Source organism: Rhodococcus sp. DK176, assembly GCF_038447315.2.
GTDB lineage: Bacteria > Actinomycetota > Actinomycetes > Mycobacteriales > Mycobacteriaceae > Rhodococcus_F > Rhodococcus_F jostii_A.
Genome location: NZ_CP118322.2, coordinates 129735 through 147115, shown reverse-complemented (window position 1 = coordinate 147115; position 17381 = coordinate 129735). Strand labels below are relative to the sequence as shown.

Here is a 17381-nt window from a genome sequence, read left to right as displayed (position 1 = left end):
CCTTTGGGCCGATGAAATGGATGTCGGATCAGCTCAGTTGAAAACCCTTGTACCCGGCGGCCGCTGCGGCGAGGGTCTTCTCCCGATAGGTGCCGACTCCGCCGATGTAGGACAACACTCGCCGAGGCTTGCCCGGGACGTTGGCGCCGTTGTACCAAGAGTCGGTTTTCGAGACCAGCGTGGCATTCGCGGTCTCGTCGTGATGGGCAACCCACTCGTCTTCACCGGCCCGCGTCGGCTCGATGACGGTGTGGTCGTGCGCCCGCATGTACCGGATGCATTCGGCGATCCACTCGGTCTGTTGCTGCAGGCAGGTGGTCATATTGCACAGTGCCGCGGAAGGCGCCAGAGGGGCACCGGTCGTGAGCATGTTGGGGTAGCCGTGCACCATCAAGCCCATGGTCGTGCGGATGTCGCGATTCCAGTCGTCCTTCAGTGCCCGGCCGCCGCGCCCGCGGATGTCGATCCGCGTCAAAGATCCGGTGCCGGCGTCGAAGCCCGTGGCCATCACGATGACATCGACCTCGTGCAGCGTTCCGTCGGCCAGGACCAAGCCCTGGGGCACGATCCGGGTGATCGGGTTGTCGCGGACTCCGATGGCCTCGACGTTCGGGCGGTGATAGGTCTCGAGGTAGTTCGTTTCCAACGGCACACGATGTGTTCCGAAGCCGTAGTCGGTGGGGATGAGCAGGTCGCACAGGTGGGGATCCTGGAGCCGTGCGCGCATCTTGCGCCGAACGAACTCCGAGATCTCTTCGCTGATCTCCTCGTCGTAGAACATCTCACCGAACGAGGCGAGCCACAGCTTCAACGAGCCGTTCTCGTAGATCTCCTCGAGTACATCGTTGCGCTGCTCCGGTGTCAGATCCGCCCACACGTGCTCGAAGTCGTACTCGAAGCCGCTGAACGTATTCGGCAATGTTTCTTTCAGCTCGGCGAACCGGCTCTTGTACGCCGCCACGTCCGACTCGTCGAAGGTGGGGTTCTTCATCGGGAGGGCGTACTGAGGTGTGCGGATGAAGACCTTCAGATGTTCGACCTTGTCGGCCACGGTCTGGATCACCTGGATGCCGGTGGCACCGACGCCGATGACGGCGACACGTTTGCCGTCGAGATCGGCGCCCTCTTTCGGCCAGCGGGAGGTGTGGAAGATCGGCCCGCTGAATTCTTCCTGGCCCTCGAACACGTACGACATCGGAGCCGAGAGCATTCCGCTGCAGGTGACCAGGAACCGGGTGGTGATCGTCTCGCCGCGATCGGTCCGCACGATCCACTTGTCGGCCCGCTCGTCGTAGTGCGCACTGGTGATCATGGTGGACAGTTGGATGTCGCGGCGAAGGTCGAGGGTGTCTGCGACGTAATGCATCCAGCGCTCGATCTCCGGTTGGCCGGGGAAACGCTGGCTCCAACTCCAGTTCTTGTACAGCTCTTCCGAGAACAGGTACTGGTAGATGTACGCCTCGGAATCGAAGCGCGCACCGGGATAGCGGTTCCAGTACCACGTGCCGCCGACGTCGCCGGCGGTGTCGTAGGCCCGCACTCGCAGACCCTGTTCGCGGAGCTGGTGCAGCTGGTACAGACCGGCAACCCCCGCGCCGATGATCAGCGCATCCAGTTCGAGCGATTCCGTTGCCGAAGTTTCCGTGGGCGCAGAAGCCGTAGTCGACATCTCATACCTTTCTGTGGTTCAGGTCACTGAGAAGTCATTTTTGTGACAACCGCCACCGCCAACTGTCCCAGCTTCGGACAGTTCGGTAGGCCCGTGTTCGGAAGCTACTGCCTATGCCGGTGAACGCCCCTTTCCGGGACGGTGCCCCGGTAGGCGTTCCTTGGGTTCGTGCGGTGATCGCAACACCACTGATCAAAGGGTGTTGCACATGGCGAAATATTCTCATCGGATGGTTCCGGAGATCTTTCAGACGTTCTGGGCCGGGATGGCTGCGGGTGAGTTCATCACGGACGCGGCCGAGGCGGCCGGCTCGTATCGCAAGCAGGGTGCTCGGTGGCTTGCGGCATGCGGTGGGGTGCGTCCCCGGCGTGGCCGCAACCTCAAGGGCCGGTGTTTGACGTTCGCGGAACGGGAAGAGATCGCCATCGGCATCGCCGCAGGTCACACGCTTCGTGACATTGCGAAAACCCTGAACCGGAGTCCCTCGACGATCTCACGCGAGATCGCCCGCAATCGTGAGCCGTCCGGGCGGTACCGAGCCAGATCGGCTCACGCAGCCGCCTACCATCGGGCCTCGCGGCCCAAGCCGTCCAAGCTCGCCACCAATCCGTCGCTACGTGAGACGGTGGAGAAATCCCTGACCGAGCGCCATTCACCCGAGCAGATCGCGGGCCGCCTCCGACTCGATTTCCCCGACGATCCACAGATGCGGGTGAGCACCGAGACCATCTACCAATCGCTCTACCAACCCGCCCGCGGCGGACTCGAACACACCCTCACCCGATCGCTGCGGACCGGACGTGGGCTGCGCCGGCCCAGTCGGAAGGCCGGCCAGCGCAAGAATCGGATCCCCGACATGGCCAACATCGCGGACCGCCCCAAAGACGTGAAAAACCGTGCAGTACCGGGACATTGGGAGGGTGATCTCATTGTCGGCAAACGGAATCTGAGCGCGATCGGCACACTCGTCGAACGTTCGACCGGCACCGTCATGCTCGTTCATCTGCCCGACGGATACAAGCCCGAGCAGACCGCGCCCGCGTTGACCGAACAGCTCGAGACGCTGCCCACGAGCCTGCGCCGGACCTTGACGTGGGACCAGGGTTCGGAGATGCGGGACTGGAAGAGCGTCAGCGCGGCCACCGGGATCGACATCTACTTCTGTGATCCACACGCACCCTGGCAGCGCGGGACCAACCAGAATACGAACGGCATTCTCCGTCAGTACTTCCCCAAAGGTTCGGACCTGAGTGTGCACTCGAAAGCGGACCTGGAGTGGGTCTCACGGCAACTCAATGAGCGTCCCCGGAAACGGTTAGAATTTCGCACACCCATCGAAGAGATGGAACGACTGCTGTTGTGATGACCGCCAGAATCCGCCGTTCCGCTACCGGGAACCGATCGCCCCAACGTTCGGTCGGTGCTACGCGGCTCGGTGGAGGAGTGAAACCGGCTGGCTATACCGTTTCGTCGGTGTAAGAGTGCATCTGAAAACTCTGGCTCGGGTCACGCTGTGCGGGCGAGTCGGCGTGACATGGTCGCGATCATGGCGATGTAGACGATGGCTTCGTGGTGGTCGGGTCGAGTCTCGTAGTCGCGGACGCATCGGCGGTGTTTGCAGATCCAGGCGAAGGTCCGCTCGACCACCCACCGACGGGGAAGAACCCTGAACCCTTTGACATCGTCGGTGCGCTTGACGACCTGAACCGTCAGTGACACAACTCGTTTCGACCAGTCGATCAGCCGTCCGGCATAGCCACCGTCCGCCCAGACCAGGCTGATTGTCGAGAACTGGGCGCGCAACGCAGCCAGCAGCCGGAACGCGCCGTCACGGTCCTGAATCCCGGCCATCGTCACCACGACCGCCAGCAGCAGCCCGTTCGAGTCCACAGCGATGTGCCGTTTACGGCCGTTCGTCTTCTTTCCCGCATCGTATCCACGACTCGACCGGGGCACGGTGTCGGCGCCCTGCACCGATTGGGCGTCGACGATCGCCGCGGACGGCAACGGGTGGCCGCCGCCCTGGACCCGCACTCGATCGCGCAGCGCGTCGTGGATCCGCTGCCATACTCCCGCGCGGACCCAGCGGACGAAGATCGCGTACACCGTGGTCGCGGGAGGAAACTCCGCCGGCAACTGCCGCCAGGCGATCCCACCTCGAACGACATAGAAGATCGCATCGAGTAGCAGACGGCGGCAGTGCTTTTCGGGACGACCACCGCTGCCGGTGGTGTTGCCGGGTGGAGGAAGCAGTGGTTCGAGAATCGCCCATTGAGCATCGGTCACCGAGGATGACGAGTAGACCGCGCACCGATGCCCGATCCCCGGATCCGGGGTAGGCATGACGGACACAGTGCGATGAGCGATGATGGCAAGTGAACTCCTGGTCGGGTCGTGGCGTAAGCACCTACTGACCTACCAGGAGTTCACCCATTCCTCACCAGTCACACGCCGATCACCCCGAGTTTTCAGATGCGCTCTAAAACACGTCAGTCAGGTCCGCGTGGGTCAAAGTTGCCTTGAGCAGGTCCGCGCCGGACAGGTCTGCAGATGGTAGGTCTGCAGATGACAAGTCGAATCGGCAACCCGCCCAGCGATTTTGGTCTCCCCGAGGGCGCTTCCGGATCGCACTCAATATTGCAATGCGCGCTTTTTGCTCTTGTGGATCTGGCTTCGGTGGTTGCGCGGGTGTCAACCAGAGCCGGGGCAGTCCCATTGGCAGTTCAGAAGGCGATGCTCGATGACACCTACGGATGGTCCAATGCTCGTGGCAACGAGGTGGTCCCATCACCCTGGCAAGCGACATACGAGGGGGAGGCGAATGTACCGGTGGTTCCCGGACGCGTCGCTGACGGTAGTGCAGGCGCTGCTCAAGACCCGCTCGGGCAAGATCCTGCGCAAGACGATGCGGCAGATCGCCGACCACGAGGAATACCGTGCCCTCCACCATCGAGGACGTCGCCGTCCTCGACGCGCTGAAGCGACCGTCACGTGTGCGCCGGCGACGGGGATCGGGCGGCGCTGACGTCCCACCACCTTGCCCGCCGCCTTGGCCACATCGATCGCAGCAACCCGATCGATCACCAACTCGTGATCATCGTCGGGAATCTCTTCCAGTTCCGGCTCCACTTTGTTTGTCCTCCAGTCGCGTCGGAACTCTCCACGGGCGGGCCGCCTGGGGGCCTCGGTCGAGGGAATCCGAAATTCTGACCGGCGTGCTCGAAGCAACAGTGCGTGACCCTTCCAAGGTCGGGCCCCGGCGCCAGGCTTATTTACGGGCTTACACTCCCAAGAAAACGTCGGCGTCGGCGGGCGACCCGACCCCATTTTCAGGCCTGCGAGGCGTCCCGGGAACGGAACTGGGTGCTCATTTGACTTGACGAACTGCGGGTTCCATGGAGTTCGTCCGCCGACTCCACTTTTTCAAAAGGTTGACGTCTTGTACTTTTGCGATGACCCACCAGAACTCGGGCCGTCGAGGGCCTGGAACAGCGCCGGGTGCCGTCCAGGCCGGGCGGCCGAACAGTTTGCAGATCTTCGCCCTTGGGGTGTGGCGGTGAACGCGAAATCCGAGGTTCGACGCCGAGGCCGGGTCTTTGGGTTTCGGCCCAGAATGTCCTCGGTATCCACGGTACCGCCGTCCCACGGTTCGGCGAGCTCGGTCTCGGACTGGACGGCCGCGAGATCACGAAGGGGGTGACATCGCCCAGGCGGGGTGGCAGCGCGTTGCCTGTGCACCGCGGTCGTGGTAGCCGACCCAGCTGGAGATCGCAGGCCTTGAGATCACCCGGCCGGTGTTGCCGATCCACACTACTTGCGGGCGAGCGAATGACTTTCTGCCGACTTGCGATCGGGGTGATTGTCGCTTCGGACCCAGCGGCCGAGGAGGAAGACCGCAGCTCCGGCGACGAGCATGGGGACTGACATTGCGTAGAAGACTGCACTGGCGGACCAGCCCATGCCGAGTGCCGCTCCGACCGCGATCGGCCCGACGATGCCGCCGAGGCGGCCAACACCCAACGCCCATCCAACCCCGGTGGACCGCATCGGTGTCGGATAGAACACCGCGGACAGCGCGATGAGGCTCTTCTGTCCACCGCTGATGCAGACCCCCGCAAAAAAATTGGCCGTCAATAGGACCCACAACGGCGCCGTAAAGGCGACACCGGTCAGCGCAACGAATGCGAATCCGACGACATAAACGGTTCCGAGGGTGACGTACGCGCCGAGTCGGTCCATACAGGGCCCGGTGACAAATGCAGCGGCGATGCCGCCGACAGTCGTGAGGGTGGTGGCGGTGACCACGGTACCCATGTTGTAGTCCAGGCTCGTCATGATCGACGGTAGCCAGCTCTGCAGCGCGTAAAACTCGCCGAGGTTGATGACGAAGACCAGCCACAGCAGCAGGGTTCCCAAGACCCGGTCACGGGTGAACAGGCTCCTCAGTGCAGTGCGTTGTCCGTCGGTCCGCTTCTCGGCCTCGTAGGTGATGTCGGGGCCGACGGCGAGGGCGGGATCCATTTTGCGGAAGATCGCCTGGATTCTGTTGGGCTCCGCGCCTCGGTTGATCATTGAGGTGAGTGAGTCCGGCAGGTAGCGCAGCAACGCCGGGAGCAGGAGCAGCGGTGCTACTGCGCCGACGACGAGTACCGACCGCCAGCCGAGGATCGGGATCAGCCAACCGGAGACCAGCCCTGCCGCGACGAATCCGAGGGAGAAGCCGCAATAGATCACCAGGACGAAGGTTGCTCGAAGACGCTTGGGGCTGAATTCGCCCGTCAGTGCGATGGCACTCGGCGCGGCGGCACCGAGCCCCATTCCGGTGATGAAGCGCAACGCCATCAGTTCGGTGACGTTCTGTGACCAGGCCGCCGCCAACGTGCCGAGCGCGAAGATGACCGTGCTCGTGAGGATCATCCGGCGGTGGCCGAACCGCTCGGACAGCGGCGAGAGCGCCAGATAGCCGACCATGAGACCGGCGAGAGCGGCGGAGAAGATGGGCCCGAGCACCTGTTTCGACAGGCCCCACTCCTCGGCGATGTGGGGCGCCATGTAGCTGATGCTCTGGGTGTCGAAGCCGTCGATGAACATGACCACCCCACACAGGGCGATCACGATGTACTGGTATCGACTCACTGGCCGCGAATCGATGAAATCCGGCAGTGTCACGCGCGATGGTGCTAAGGACATGATTGCCTCACAATATCTGATGCCCGGTTGCCCGGATGATGTGGTCGTGGTAGCGGATCACGCGGTGACAACGGGCTCGCCCGACGGTACGAAGGCGTCGCAATAGAAATTGTCTGGCGCCAAACCGGCCTCGTGGACAAAATCCTCGCGTGCCGCCGAGGTCATTGCGGGGCTTCCGCATGCATAGACCTCGTGGTCGCTGAGGTTCGCGTAGTCCTCGAGCACCGCTCGATGAACGAGCCCGGTGCGTCCGGTCCAGTCCTCCGCGGGATGTGACAGGACGGGAGTGAAGGAGACACGACCCGGATCCGAGGCCCACTTCGCGGGCAACTCGGGTAGGTAGATGTCGCCCTGTCCTCGTGCGCCCCAGTAGAGGTGCACGGACCGTTCTCCACCACGTTTGAGGTGGTCCTCGATGATCGATTTGACCGGGGCGAAGCCGGTGCCGCTGGCGACGAAGATGACCGGCCTGTCCGAGTCGGGGTTCAGTGAGAACTCGCCGTAGGGCAGCTCGATCCTCAGTCTGGTTCCCCTTTCGAGCCCGCCGAGCATCTCATCGGAGAAGCGTCCACCCTGCACCCGACGAATGTGCAGCTGCACTCCGTCGTTCTCGTGCGGCGGATTCGCCATCGAATAGCTCCGGCTGTCACCGTCGTCGAGAAAGACTTTCAGGTACTGCCCGGCAGCGAACTTCGCACGCACCCCGGTGGGGAGACGCAGCTGCACCACCGTGACATCGGGCGCCGGACGGGTGATCCGATGGACCTTTGCGGTCAGGGTCTTGCGTATCACCGTGTCCTGCTTGGTGATCCGCTTGGGCGTGATCGAGGTGTCGGTGCTCGGCCGGGCCTGGCAGAACAGCACTCCACTCTGAGGGCCTTGCGACATCCCCCAGCCGCGCACATCGAGGCGGCCGGCATCGAGTGCGCCTTCGCAACTCGAGCACACGCCTTTGCGGCACGAGTACGGGATCGCGTATCCGGAACGTTCCGCCGCGTCGAGCACGCTCTCATCGGGCTCGCACGGAAAGCTGATGTCCGTTCCGGTGACAGTTACTGTGTAGGTCACGAGGTAGCTCCAAAGGGGCCGGGTGCGGACATATGGGTTTCGGCGGCGCCGACGAGTCGCAACGCCCCGACTACCGCATCCGGGTCGGCTGTGCCCTTGCCGGCAATGTCGAACCCCGCGCCGTGGCCGACACTGGAGAACCGCACTCCGGCGCCGATCGTCATCGCGGCTGCGCTGCGCCCAGCGAGGAGTTTGACGGGAATATGGCCCTGATCGTGGTACATGGCGACGAACGCGTCGAAGCCGGGGTCTGCCAGCATGAGGTCGGCCCCGACCGGTCCCGAGGCGTCGATCCCTGCGGCGCGCAGCCGCTCCACCGCTGGCGTTGTCACCCGCAGGTCCTCGTCACCGAACAAACCGCCCTCGCCGGCGTGTGGATTGATGCCGAAGACGCCGATGCGCGGGGACGGGATGCCCTGCGCCTGTAACGTCTCCACCGCGGCATGTGCCGCCCCGTGCACCAGCTCGGGCGTGAGGCGCCGAAGCGCATCCCGCAGCGATTCGTGCAACGTTGCGTGCACGATGCGCAAACCGGCACCGATCAACATCAAGAACACCTGATCGGGCCGCGCGCCGACGAGTTCGGCCAGCAAGCTCGGATATCCGTCGAAGGAGATGCCGGCGGCGTTGACCGCGGTTTCCGAGTGTGGGCACGCGACGATGCCGCGGGCTCCGCCGCCCTGCAGGCAGCGCACGGCCCGTTCCAGGTACGCCACCGTCGCCTTCCCGGCTTCGGCTGTCACCCGGCCCGGGGCGAAGGCCCCGGCGGGCAGCGAGGGCACCGGAAGCAGGTCGACGACATCGGCCATGGGCGTGGCCAAGCCGTCGGCTGTCTCGCGGACCGTCATGCCTGCCCGGTGGGCGAGCGGCTCGACGACACATCGATCGCCCACCAGGACCGGATTGAATGCGGGATGCTCCTGCGCTGCCATGACGGCCTTCACCGCGAGCTCGGGGCCGATTCCATTCGGATCGCCGATCGTGAGCAGGACCCGTGGGGGGGACCCACTCATAGCGGGAGCGCCAACAGGGTATCGATGTTGGTGCTGTCGCACACCACGACTCGTTCGGCAATCTTCAACTGATCGTCCACGTCGACATACCGGTCGACATACCGCCCGCTGGCGAAGATGTCGGATTGGCCGTCGCGCATCACCCGTACCACCAGGAAGCTGGTCTCGGCATGGATACCGTCACCGTTCTCTTCCAGGACCGAGGGCTGGCCCAGGATGTGACGGTAGGTGTGTTGCTCGTAGATGTTGGCTTCACGCAGCGCCGATACGCGGTCGACCAGCATCCGGCGAGTGTTGGCCCACACCAGTCCGGCGGGCAGGCCTTCGCTGTAGTTCTGTGCGGTGGTGATCCGGTACATGCAGTTTTCGACGAAGAAGTCCGGCCACTGCTCGAGCGGCCCCTCGTCGATGCAGCGGGAGTAGTCGGCCTGCACGCGGCCGATTCGCTGGAAGTCGTTCACGCTCATGCCTCTTCCTGTCGGTTCATCGCGGCCCGGTATGCCTTCCAGAAGCCGCGGACCGATGCTTCGGTGACACGGCTTTCGCTGGATTCGGCGAGACTGCCTCCCATTTCGAGCACGGCAGATTGGCTTGCCGCACCTGCGATTCCGCGTTGCACGAACCCTCCGACACAGCCGTCCTCCATCGAGATGTAGCCTGCGGGGCCCACGAGGTTGGCCTGCTTGAGTCGTACTTCCCGCTGCTCGGGCGTGTCTTCTTCGAAGCCGAGGTACGTCCAGTTCAGCCGTGTTCGTTCGACCCCGGTCGGCAGGATCTGGCGCACAGCCACGGAGTTCTGGATCTGCTGCAACACGAAGCCCGGGAAGACGGAGAGGATCTGCAGCGTCGTATCGTCACCGACCTCGCTGAACCCCTCGAGCAAGGTTGGATCGGCCAGTGTGTAGGCGCTTTCGGACCGGATGTTCTGATCCGAGTACGCGACGTCCTTCTCGGCGTCTCGGTCGATCGCTGAGTAACTGACGTGGTGACCGCCGCTCTCGTCGACGATGATCCCACCGCGCTGCGACAGTCGGTTGAGCTCGAAGGTCGTGAAGAACAGGTGCAGGATGCTGGCGTGGTAGGAGTCCTTGACGTTCTCTACGTACAGCTTCCAGTTGTTGGGAAGGATTTGTGTGAAGCGTCCGATGATCTCGGGTGTGCGTCCCGCGAGGACACGGGCGATCCGACTCGTGATCTCTTCGCCGAGATAGTCCTCGATGTCAGGCACGTCATCGGAGAAACTACCGAAAACCAGGCCGTGAAGTACGGCGATGCGCATCTTGCGCGGTCCGTGGTCCTCCATACAGAACGAATCAGGCATTCCGCCTTTGCCTTTGACTCCGTCCTGGAATGCTACTCCGGTCAGATCGCCCTGCAGGTTGTAGCTCCACGCGTGGTAGACGCACGTAAAGTCCTTCGTGTTTCCGCGGTCGTCCAGGGCGAGTAGGGCGCCGCGATGGGCGCACCGGTTCTCGAAGCCGTAGAGCTCACCGTCTCGGTCGCGCGCCACGATCACCGGTGTCTCGCCGACGAAGGTGGAGCAGTAGTCTCCCGGGCCGGCTACCTCGGCTTCCAAGCACAGGTAGCTCCAGTACGGGCCGTGGAACAACTTGGTCTGCTCGGCCGCGTAGACGTCTTCGCCCTGGAACACCCGATACGGCACCCGGGTGAGGTCGTCGGTCCAATCCGCCGGGGTCTCGCGGACCGTGTCGACAACGCTGCTTTCCATAATTTCTCCTCAGTCTGGACAACCAGTCGGGACATCAGAGAACTCGCTCGGCGGGACTTGACAAGCCCCGCGGCTGTTCGTATAACGAACATATGAGCAATTCTCGAACAATTAAGCCGGACGATGAGGGAAGTGTCAAGGGTGCCGCCCGCGCTCCCGAGGGAATGGCCGGACTGGCGAAGGGCCTGGCGGTCATCGAGGCCTTCGGCATCCGCCACCCGCAACTGACCGTCACCGACGCCGCTCAGCGGACGAACACCTCCCGCGCCGCGGCGCGCCGCTGCCTGCTCACTCTCGTCGAGCTCGGTTACCTGACCCACGACAACGGAAACTTCCGACCGACACCCAGGATGCTTCGGCTCGGCGGCGCCTATCTGGACACCGCGCCACTGCCGCAACTTGCCCAGCCGCAGTTGGTCGAGGCCCGCGATGCGCTGGGCGAGTCGGTGTCGCTCGCGGTTCTCGAAGACGGGTGGTCCCTGTTCGTCGCCCGCGCCGAGGCCGCACGGATCGTCGCGACCGGAGTCCGGGTCGGCGCCAAACTGCCCGCCCACAGCTCCGCGACCGGTCGAGTACTGCTGGCCGGACTGCCCGATACGCAACTCGACGACTACCTCCGAGAATGCCACCCGCAGCCGCGCACACCCAAGACACTGACCGATGTCGATGCCATCAGCGAGCGAATCCTGACCGCGAGGGAGAGCGGCGTGGCCTGCACCGACGAAGAAATCGAACTCGGCATGCTGTCGATAGCCGTACCGGTGCGGACTGCCCGGGGCGAAACCGTGGCGGCAATGAGTGTCAGTGCGTCCACAGCCAGAACCACCCTGCACGACATCCGTGAGGCAGCCGTGCCCGTACTGAACAAGTACGCAGCAAGACTCGGCCGGCTTCTGTGAGATCCCACCCCGACGGCAACTCACACCCCCGCGTTACGGAGAAGGATGCGACGCTCCCAGCGTGTCTGTGTCGACGCATGCGGGGCTCCCCTGCGGGAGGTGACTTCGGTTGTGCTGGAGTCATTGTCTGTCGTGGCTGATGACGTCATGAGGGCGGCGAAACCGACGCGGGCAACAGCGACGCGGCCATGAGCGCGCACAGGAGGGCCGAGCCTTTCAGGACCTATGCGGGTACGGAGGCGACATGACGGAGCCGAGTGCGATGATCGACGGCGATCGGAACCGGGAGACCGAGCAGCGCCAGGACCCCACGTGCTTCGGATGTTCGCGGGACTTGCCGATCGGGTACATCGAGTCGGCCGACGCCGTCACGAACACCACGGTCAGCCTTTCCGCCACCAGACCTCGGGGATGGAGCCGTGACCCGTTGGGTCTGGCTGGGAACGGGGCTGTGTCGCAGGGGCGGACTTCTGCTCAATCATCGTGAAAGCGCGAGGTTCTGCGCACCCACGGTGCAGTGTGGAATTTAGGGACACCCGCAACACTGTCTCTCTGCAGACCAGAGTTAGCTTCTGTACAACAGTCGCGTGATGTGCTTCACTTTCGGGGCCAGGTGTGACGGGACTACAGAAGGAATCGGGTCGATATGGGCAGTAGTTCGCTGAGTCGGCGGGATTTCATGAGAGTGACGGCGGCTCTGGGGGGTCTCCTCGCTGTGGGAGCCGGTGCCGGGTGTGCTACCCAGTCGCGAGGTAGGGACGGCGTCTATCGAGGTGACGTCGCCATCACCGGGTTGGCGAGCCTGATCCATTCGGCCCCGTTTCTGATCGCAGCGTCCGAGGGCTACTACGAAGAAGAGATGCTGGCGCTGGAGAACGTTCAGTTCCCGGGTGGGCTGGACACCGTGCGTGGAATCGGCTCCGGGATCGGGTTCGGCACTTCGGCGACGATTCCGGTGTTCATCGCCGTGGAGCGCGGACTCGATGTCAAGGCGTTCGGGAACGTCTACACCGCGGCATCTGTGGACTTCATCGCCCCCGCTGACTCCCCGATCAACACGATCGAAGATGTTCGGGGCCGCACCATCGGTGTGAGCAGCCCGGGATCGAACTCGACCGACTTCGCCGAGAAGACGCTTCGATTGGCGGGTTTGACACCCGGCGTCGACGTCGAGCTGCTCAGCGTCGGATCCGCGAGCGATTCGTGGACCGTCGCCTCCCAGGGCGTTGTCGATGTCGCCTGGACTGCGTCCCCGCTGTCCGAGCGCATCATCGCCGAAACCGGCGCGAAGGTGATCTGGCGATCCCGGGACTACGTCCAGGACTGGTCGGACACCTGCCTATGTGCCACCACCCCGTTCATCGAAAAGAATCGGGACGTCTTGGCGGGGTGGATGCGTGCCGTGGGTCGCGGTATCGAGATGATCGATACGGATCTCGAGCGGGCGGCCGAAATCTATGGCCGCGCAATCAAGTACAAGCCCGAGATCGCCCTGGCGGCGTTGGAGAATTCGCGAGGCTTCTTCAGTCTCGACTTCGCGCGCCCGCAACTCGAAGCGGTCGTGGCCTCGGGCGTCGAGGCCGGACGACTCGGCGGCAAGGTCGATATTGACTCAGTTGTAGTCGAACTATAAGGCGGGAAGAGAACATGACCACTACACAAGTCGAATCGAAGAACGTCTCTTTCGACGGTATCGGTATGACTTTCGATTCCGACACCGGGCGGACCGAGGCCGTGCGTAACGTCACGGCATCGATCGCGGAGGGCCAGTTCGTATCGGTCATCGGTCCGAGTGGATGCGGAAAGAGCACCTTGCTGGACATGGCCTGTGGCTTACTTGTTCCCTCACGTGGACGGGTGACCATCGATGGGGAGATTGTCACAGGGCCCCGTAAGGACACCGCCATGGTGTTTCAGGAAGATTCGACGCTGCACTGGCGGAGTGTTCTCGACAATGTGGCTTTCGGGTTGGAGATCAAGCACGTCGACAAGGACGAGCGCCTGGAAAAAGCGCGTGCGATGATCGAACTGGTCGGGTTGAAGGGTTTCGAGAAGCACCGGCCCGGGCAGCTTTCCGGAGGTATGCGTCAACGCGTGGCGATTGCCCGTGCACTCGCCACGGATCCTCGAATTCTGTTGATGGACGAACCGTTCGGCGCTCTGGATCAGCAGACGCGACAGTTCATCGGGCGCGAGCTCTTGAAGATCTGGGAGCAGACCCACAATCGGGTGCTCTTCGTTACCCACGACATCCAAGAGGCGATCTATCTGTCGGATCAGATCTGGGTGATGTCGGCACGTCCATCGGTGGTCCGAGAGGTGATCGACGTCGGGCTCCCTCGTCCACGCCCGAGCGGCACACACGCCATGGCCAGATTCAAGGAACTCGAGGATCACCTGTGGTCGATCATCAAGGAAGAGGCCGCTAAGACACTGGGGCACGGGACGGATGCCGCATGACTGTGACCTCGCCGCAGGCGGCCCTCCACGAAACGCCAAGGTCGGGATTCCGACGAGCGAAACATCGGGCACGCGTCGTACGTTGGACTTTGCTGGTTGCTCTGGTGTTGTTGCTCGAGGCGGCAACGCGAACCGGCTGGATCGACCGCAATCAGATGGTCGCGCCGTCCGAGATACTCGCCCACGTCGCGGCAATCATCCCGAGCACCCACTTCGTCACCGATCTGACGCGGACGAGCATGACCATACTGGCGGCGTTCGCACTGGGCGTGCTCGGCGGGGTGCCCCTGGGGGTATTGCTCTGGAGGGTCCGGGTCATCGGCCGAGTCCTCGAGCCATTCATCGTCACCGGGTACGCGATGCCGACATTGCTGTTCTACCCGATTCTGGTCGCGGTGCTCGGACTCAACGCGGGACCAATCATCGTCATCGCGAGCACGATGGCCCTCATTCCAATAGCGCTGACCACGATGGTGGCGCTCGGAGACGTCAAACCGGTGCTGCACAAGCTGGCGCGATCGGTCGATGCCTCGCGCCGGCAGCAATATTTCAAGGTGCTGTTCCCGGCCGCCACGCCGCTCATTTTTCCCGGGATCAAGCTCGGATTCATCTATGCAGTCATCGGCACCATCGCGATGGAGTTCATTCTGGCCTCGAAAGGCCTGGGGTTTCGTGCGGGCTTTATGTACCGCGAACTCTACGTCGCGGACATGTGGGCCTACATCGCCATTGTCGTGGTCTTCAGCATCGCAGTGAACAGTGCACTCGGCCTGGCTGAACGAGCCATTCGAAGGGACATGTTGTGAACGCCACCACGCTCAGCGCCGGATCCGAAGTCGAAGCAGGCAAACAGAATACGGAACAGCGGTTCCGCCTGTCACAGCGGTGGACTGACAACCTCCTGCGAATACTCATCGTCATCGGGTTGATCGGTGTCTGGGCGCTTATTGCAGCGACCAGCGAACTTGTGCCGTCCCCGGGCGCGTCGATGTCGGCGGTATGGGGACTGTTCGCAGACGGTTTCATCTACAGGAATCTCAATGCCACGATGAGTGCTGTCGGACTCGGATTCGTCATCGCAACAGCGGTGGGTTTCCCGACTGGATACATCATCGGGCGAAGCAAGTTTCTCGGTGATGTGTTCGATCCGATCATCGCGGGTGCCTTCGCCATACCGCGCGTAATCTTCTTTCCGATCCTGCTGCAGATCTTCGGCCTGGGACTCGGAGCACAGTCGGCAATGGCCGCATTGGCGGCGGTGTTCCCCATCATCGTCTCGACGGCGGCGGGAGTGCGCGCCATCAACCCCATCCTGCTGAAACTCGGCCGGGCCACCGGTGCAAGTCCGCTTCAGACAATGAGCAAGATCGTGGTGCCCGCGATGGCGCCCTCTCTCATGGTCGGTATCCGAATCGGCTTCAGCATTGCCTTCATCAATGTACTGATCGCCGAGTTCTTCGCCACCAGAGCAGGATTGGGGCAGATGGCGATGCTTGCGTACGGCAAGTTGGATCTACCGACGATGTACGGAGTGATCATGCTGCTGGTCTCGATGGCGCTGATGGGCAACATCGCCCTGTGGGCCATCGAACGGAAGATCACCGACGCGGTCAACTGATCGCCGCACGCAACTATCCGAATCGACAGTGGGCCTTTCCGGCCCATACCCACACCCATTTTCCGGAGGACACTGATGAGCGCCCTGACTGCCGCAGCAGAGGAATACCAGCGGTTGCGCACCGAATTCCGGGAGAAAGGTCTGGGCGGCCGCATCGGCTTCGGCGTGCGGCCGGCAGTGGTGGTGGTCGACTTGATCACGGGCTTCACCGATCGCCGTTCACCGCTCGCAGGTGACCTCGATACCCAAGTCGACGCAACGAAGATTCTCCTCGCGCTCGCGCGAAAGGCCCAGGTGCCGATCATCTTCTCCACAGTGGCCTACGACGCGGAACTCCAAGAGGCCGGCGCCTGGATCGGCAAGATCCCCTCGAACAAGTATCTGGTCGAGGGCAGTCAATGGGTCGAGATCGATGAGCGGCTCGAACAACAGCCAGGTGAGACGACATTGGTGAAGAAGTACGCATCGTGCTTCTTCGGCACCGACCTGGCCGCTCGGTTGATCAGCCGCCGGATCGACACCGTGATCATCGTGGGCTGCACCACGAGCGGATGTGTTCGTGCCACCGCGGTAGACGCCTGCTCGTACGGGTTCCACACCATAGTGGTCGAGGACGCAGTGGGGGACCGGGCGGCACTACCGCACACTGCCAGCCTCTTCGATATCGACGCCAAATACGGTGACGTCGTCGGACTCGACGAGGCCAGCGCCTACCTCGAGAGCGTTCGGTCGTCGAGCTGACGGTCACAGTGCCCGCGAGAACGTACCTCGCCGGGTGGACCGGACACTCACCCGAGCGCTGCCGCTAGCTGATCAGCCGCGTCCGTCAGGGCGCGGCCGATGCTGCGTACCTGTGCCGGGCGCAGGCGGTGCTTGGGCGCTGAAACATTCATTGCCAGGCGCATGCCGGGGGCGTTCGTCGGGACCGAGACGGCCACGGAGGCAACGCCTTCCTCGGATTCCTCCCGGTTGACCGCGTACCCTTTCCTTCTGACCTCTTCCAGTTGGGCTTCGAGCTCGGTCCGCGTGCTGATGGACTGGGGAGTCACCTGTTCCAGTTCCTCGGTCGGGTACAGCTGATGCAGTTCGTCGAGGGAAAGTTCCGCCAGCATGGCCTTCCCGGTGGACGTGCAGTGCGCTGGCATGACCTTGCCCAACCGGGACGCAACCCGGACTGCCGATGGGCTCTCCAGGGCGGCGATGAAGCGCACGGTTCGACCGTCGAGTGCCCCGATATGGACAGTTTCACGCAGTTCCTCGCTGAGGGTGCGCAGGATCGGTGCCGCCGTCTGAGGAATGTCGAGCCTGGCAAAAATCGCAAACGCGACCCCCGTCAGCGCTGGGCCCGGACGATAGGCCTTGCTGGTCGGATCCTGCCGAATGAAGCCCCGGTACTGGAGCATCGCCAGAAGTCGGTGAGCCGTCGACGACGCAACTCCGAGGTACTGGCTCGCCTCGGTCAGCCGAATTTCGGTCTGTTCACCGAGCAGCAACAGCAGACGAAGTGCGTTGTCGACGGATTCGATCGGGTACTGCGGTGGTGTCGCCTCCGGCGCCTGTTGCCGTGGACCGTGGTTCTGCATAGCAGAGAGCATACGTGTCAGGTCGGGTGTGCGGTCGACCTGCCAGCGGGTGGAATCCGCGTACGCGCAGGGGGTTGACTCGTCGGGCTGAAGAGAGCAACATCTAGCTAACAGAAGGCGCTTCTGCATAGCAGAGAGACCGCCATCGTCGA

General features: G+C 63.2%; 17 protein-coding genes. 8 read left to right on the top strand and 9 right to left on the bottom strand.

From position 1 onward, the window contains the following. Window positions 1–28: 28 nt before the first annotated feature. Window positions 29–1669, bottom strand: a complete 1641-nt coding sequence (locus PSR88_RS37590; RefSeq protein ID WP_011599118.1) for a flavin-containing monooxygenase — start codon at window positions 1667–1669, stop codon at window positions 29–31. A gap of 208 nt (window positions 1670–1877) precedes the next feature. Between PSR88_RS37590 and PSR88_RS37585 the strand changes: the two genes are divergently transcribed. Further along, window positions 1878–3032 carry an IS30 family transposase gene (locus PSR88_RS37585; RefSeq protein WP_244163532.1) on the top strand — a complete coding sequence of 385 codons (1155 nt, stop codon included), beginning with the start codon at window positions 1878–1880 and terminating at the stop codon, window positions 3030–3032. A 143-nt stretch (window positions 3033–3175) separates the two neighbouring features. On the opposite strand, the gene PSR88_RS37580 is transcribed toward PSR88_RS37585, so the two are convergent. Next, window positions 3176–4012 (bottom strand): IS5 family transposase, encoded by an 837-nt coding sequence (locus PSR88_RS37580; RefSeq protein ID WP_342338968.1) that lies wholly within the window; start codon window positions 4010–4012, stop codon window positions 3176–3178. A 136-nt stretch (window positions 4013–4148) separates the two neighbouring features. Beyond that, a complete protein-coding gene (locus PSR88_RS37575; protein WP_230990387.1) occupies window positions 4149–4385 on the bottom strand; it encodes a pentapeptide repeat-containing protein in 237 nt (78 codons plus the stop codon). 105 nt (window positions 4386–4490) lie between these two features. Here PSR88_RS37575 and PSR88_RS37570 point away from each other — a divergent pair, with 105 nt between their 5' ends. After that, the gene (locus tag PSR88_RS37570; RefSeq protein ID WP_007297316.1) at window positions 4491–4694 is read left to right on the top strand and encodes a hypothetical protein; all 204 of its coding nucleotides are present in this window, start codon (window positions 4491–4493) and stop codon (window positions 4692–4694) included. 785 nt (window positions 4695–5479) lie between these two features. Here PSR88_RS37570 and PSR88_RS37565 read toward each other — a convergent pair. Genes PSR88_RS37565 through PSR88_RS37545 form a run of 5 tightly spaced genes read right to left on the bottom strand, consistent with a single transcriptional unit; the run spans window position 5480 to window position 10669 of the window. Beyond that, complete coding sequence (locus tag PSR88_RS37565) at window positions 5480–6859, bottom strand: MFS transporter (RefSeq protein WP_039951230.1); 1380 nt, start codon at window positions 6857–6859, stop codon at window positions 5480–5482. Between the two features lie 57 nt (window positions 6860–6916). Next, the gene (locus PSR88_RS37560; RefSeq protein ID WP_016884993.1) at window positions 6917–7927 is read right to left on the bottom strand and encodes a 2Fe-2S iron-sulfur cluster-binding protein; all 1011 of its coding nucleotides are present in this window, start codon (window positions 7925–7927) and stop codon (window positions 6917–6919) included. After that, on the bottom strand, window positions 7924–8940 hold the full coding sequence (locus PSR88_RS37555; protein ID WP_016884994.1) for a PdxA family protein: 1017 nt from the start codon (window positions 8938–8940) through the stop codon (window positions 7924–7926). Before PSR88_RS37555 ends, PSR88_RS37560 begins: the two co-directional genes overlap by 4 nt. Then, window positions 8937–9407, bottom strand: a complete 471-nt coding sequence (locus tag PSR88_RS37550) for an aromatic-ring-hydroxylating dioxygenase subunit beta (protein WP_005256013.1) — start codon at window positions 9405–9407, stop codon at window positions 8937–8939. The genes PSR88_RS37555 and PSR88_RS37550 overlap by 4 nt, the downstream gene beginning before the upstream one ends. Continuing rightward, window positions 9404–10669 carry an aromatic ring-hydroxylating dioxygenase subunit alpha gene (locus PSR88_RS37545; RefSeq protein WP_016884995.1) on the bottom strand — a complete coding sequence of 422 codons (1266 nt, stop codon included), beginning with the start codon at window positions 10667–10669 and terminating at the stop codon, window positions 9404–9406. Before PSR88_RS37545 ends, PSR88_RS37550 begins: the two co-directional genes overlap by 4 nt. Before the next feature lie 164 nt (window positions 10670–10833). On the opposite strand from PSR88_RS37545, the gene PSR88_RS37540 reads away from it, so the two are divergent. The 6 genes from PSR88_RS37540 to PSR88_RS37515 all read left to right on the top strand — a co-directional run bounded on the left by PSR88_RS37540 (window position 10834) and on the right by PSR88_RS37515 (window position 16387). Next, window positions 10834–11568, top strand: coding sequence for an IclR family transcriptional regulator C-terminal domain-containing protein (locus tag PSR88_RS37540; protein ID WP_029539798.1), 735 nt, complete (start codon window positions 10834–10836; stop codon window positions 11566–11568). 646 nt (window positions 11569–12214) lie between these two features. Continuing rightward, window positions 12215–13201 (top strand): ABC transporter substrate-binding protein, encoded by a 987-nt coding sequence (locus PSR88_RS37535; RefSeq protein WP_143169022.1) that lies wholly within the window; start codon window positions 12215–12217, stop codon window positions 13199–13201. Window positions 13202–13215: 14 nt separating this feature from the next. Continuing rightward, window positions 13216–14028, top strand: a complete 813-nt coding sequence (locus PSR88_RS37530) for an ABC transporter ATP-binding protein (protein ID WP_072943897.1) — start codon at window positions 13216–13218, stop codon at window positions 14026–14028. Window positions 14029–14132: 104 nt separating this feature from the next. Next, window positions 14133–14834, top strand: a complete 702-nt coding sequence (locus PSR88_RS37525) for an ABC transporter permease (RefSeq protein WP_342338982.1) — start codon at window positions 14133–14135, stop codon at window positions 14832–14834. Next, window positions 14831–15646 carry an ABC transporter permease gene (locus tag PSR88_RS37520; protein ID WP_342338967.1) on the top strand — a complete coding sequence of 272 codons (816 nt, stop codon included), beginning with the start codon at window positions 14831–14833 and terminating at the stop codon, window positions 15644–15646. Before PSR88_RS37525 ends, PSR88_RS37520 begins: the two co-directional genes overlap by 4 nt. A 75-nt stretch (window positions 15647–15721) precedes the next feature. Next, a complete protein-coding gene (locus PSR88_RS37515) occupies window positions 15722–16387 on the top strand; it encodes an N-carbamoylsarcosine amidohydrolase (RefSeq protein WP_007297304.1) in 666 nt (221 codons plus the stop codon). Between the two features lie 47 nt (window positions 16388–16434). On the opposite strand, the gene PSR88_RS37510 is transcribed toward PSR88_RS37515, so the two are convergent. After that, on the bottom strand, window positions 16435–17229 hold the full coding sequence (locus tag PSR88_RS37510; RefSeq protein WP_072943894.1) for an IclR family transcriptional regulator: 795 nt from the start codon (window positions 17227–17229) through the stop codon (window positions 16435–16437). Window positions 17230–17381 lie beyond the last annotated feature (152 nt).

Excerpts from the sequence above, each read along its gene's own strand:
- PSR88_RS37585 (WP_244163532.1), top strand. The coding sequence starts at position 1,878 with ATGGCGAAATATTCTCATCGGATGGTTCCGGAGATCTTTCAGACGTTC.
- PSR88_RS37590 (WP_011599118.1), bottom strand. The coding sequence starts at position 1,669 with ATGTCGACTACGGCTTCTGCGCCCACGGAAACTTCGGCAACGGAATCG.
- PSR88_RS37510 (WP_072943894.1), bottom strand. The coding sequence starts at position 17,229 with ATGCAGAACCACGGTCCACGGCAACAGGCGCCGGAGGCGACACCACCG.
- PSR88_RS37550 (WP_005256013.1), bottom strand. The coding sequence starts at position 9,407 with ATGAGCGTGAACGACTTCCAGCGAATCGGCCGCGTGCAGGCCGACTAC.
- PSR88_RS37540 (WP_029539798.1), top strand. The coding sequence starts at position 10,834 with ATGGCCGGACTGGCGAAGGGCCTGGCGGTCATCGAGGCCTTCGGCATC.
- PSR88_RS37555 (WP_016884994.1), bottom strand. The coding sequence starts at position 8,940 with ATGAGTGGGTCCCCCCCACGGGTCCTGCTCACGATCGGCGATCCGAAT.
- PSR88_RS37565 (WP_039951230.1), bottom strand. The coding sequence starts at position 6,859 with ATGTCCTTAGCACCATCGCGCGTGACACTGCCGGATTTCATCGATTCG.
- PSR88_RS37545 (WP_016884995.1), bottom strand. The coding sequence starts at position 10,669 with ATGGAAAGCAGCGTTGTCGACACGGTCCGCGAGACCCCGGCGGATTGG.
- PSR88_RS37580 (WP_342338968.1), bottom strand. The coding sequence starts at position 4,012 with ATGCCTACCCCGGATCCGGGGATCGGGCATCGGTGCGCGGTCTACTCG.
- PSR88_RS37530 (WP_072943897.1), top strand. The coding sequence starts at position 13,216 with ATGACCACTACACAAGTCGAATCGAAGAACGTCTCTTTCGACGGTATC.
- PSR88_RS37515 (WP_007297304.1), top strand. The coding sequence starts at position 15,722 with ATGAGCGCCCTGACTGCCGCAGCAGAGGAATACCAGCGGTTGCGCACC.
- PSR88_RS37535 (WP_143169022.1), top strand. The coding sequence starts at position 12,215 with ATGGGCAGTAGTTCGCTGAGTCGGCGGGATTTCATGAGAGTGACGGCG.
- PSR88_RS37575 (WP_230990387.1), bottom strand. The coding sequence starts at position 4,385 with ATGGGACTGCCCCGGCTCTGGTTGACACCCGCGCAACCACCGAAGCCA.
- PSR88_RS37570 (WP_007297316.1), top strand. The coding sequence starts at position 4,491 with ATGTACCGGTGGTTCCCGGACGCGTCGCTGACGGTAGTGCAGGCGCTG.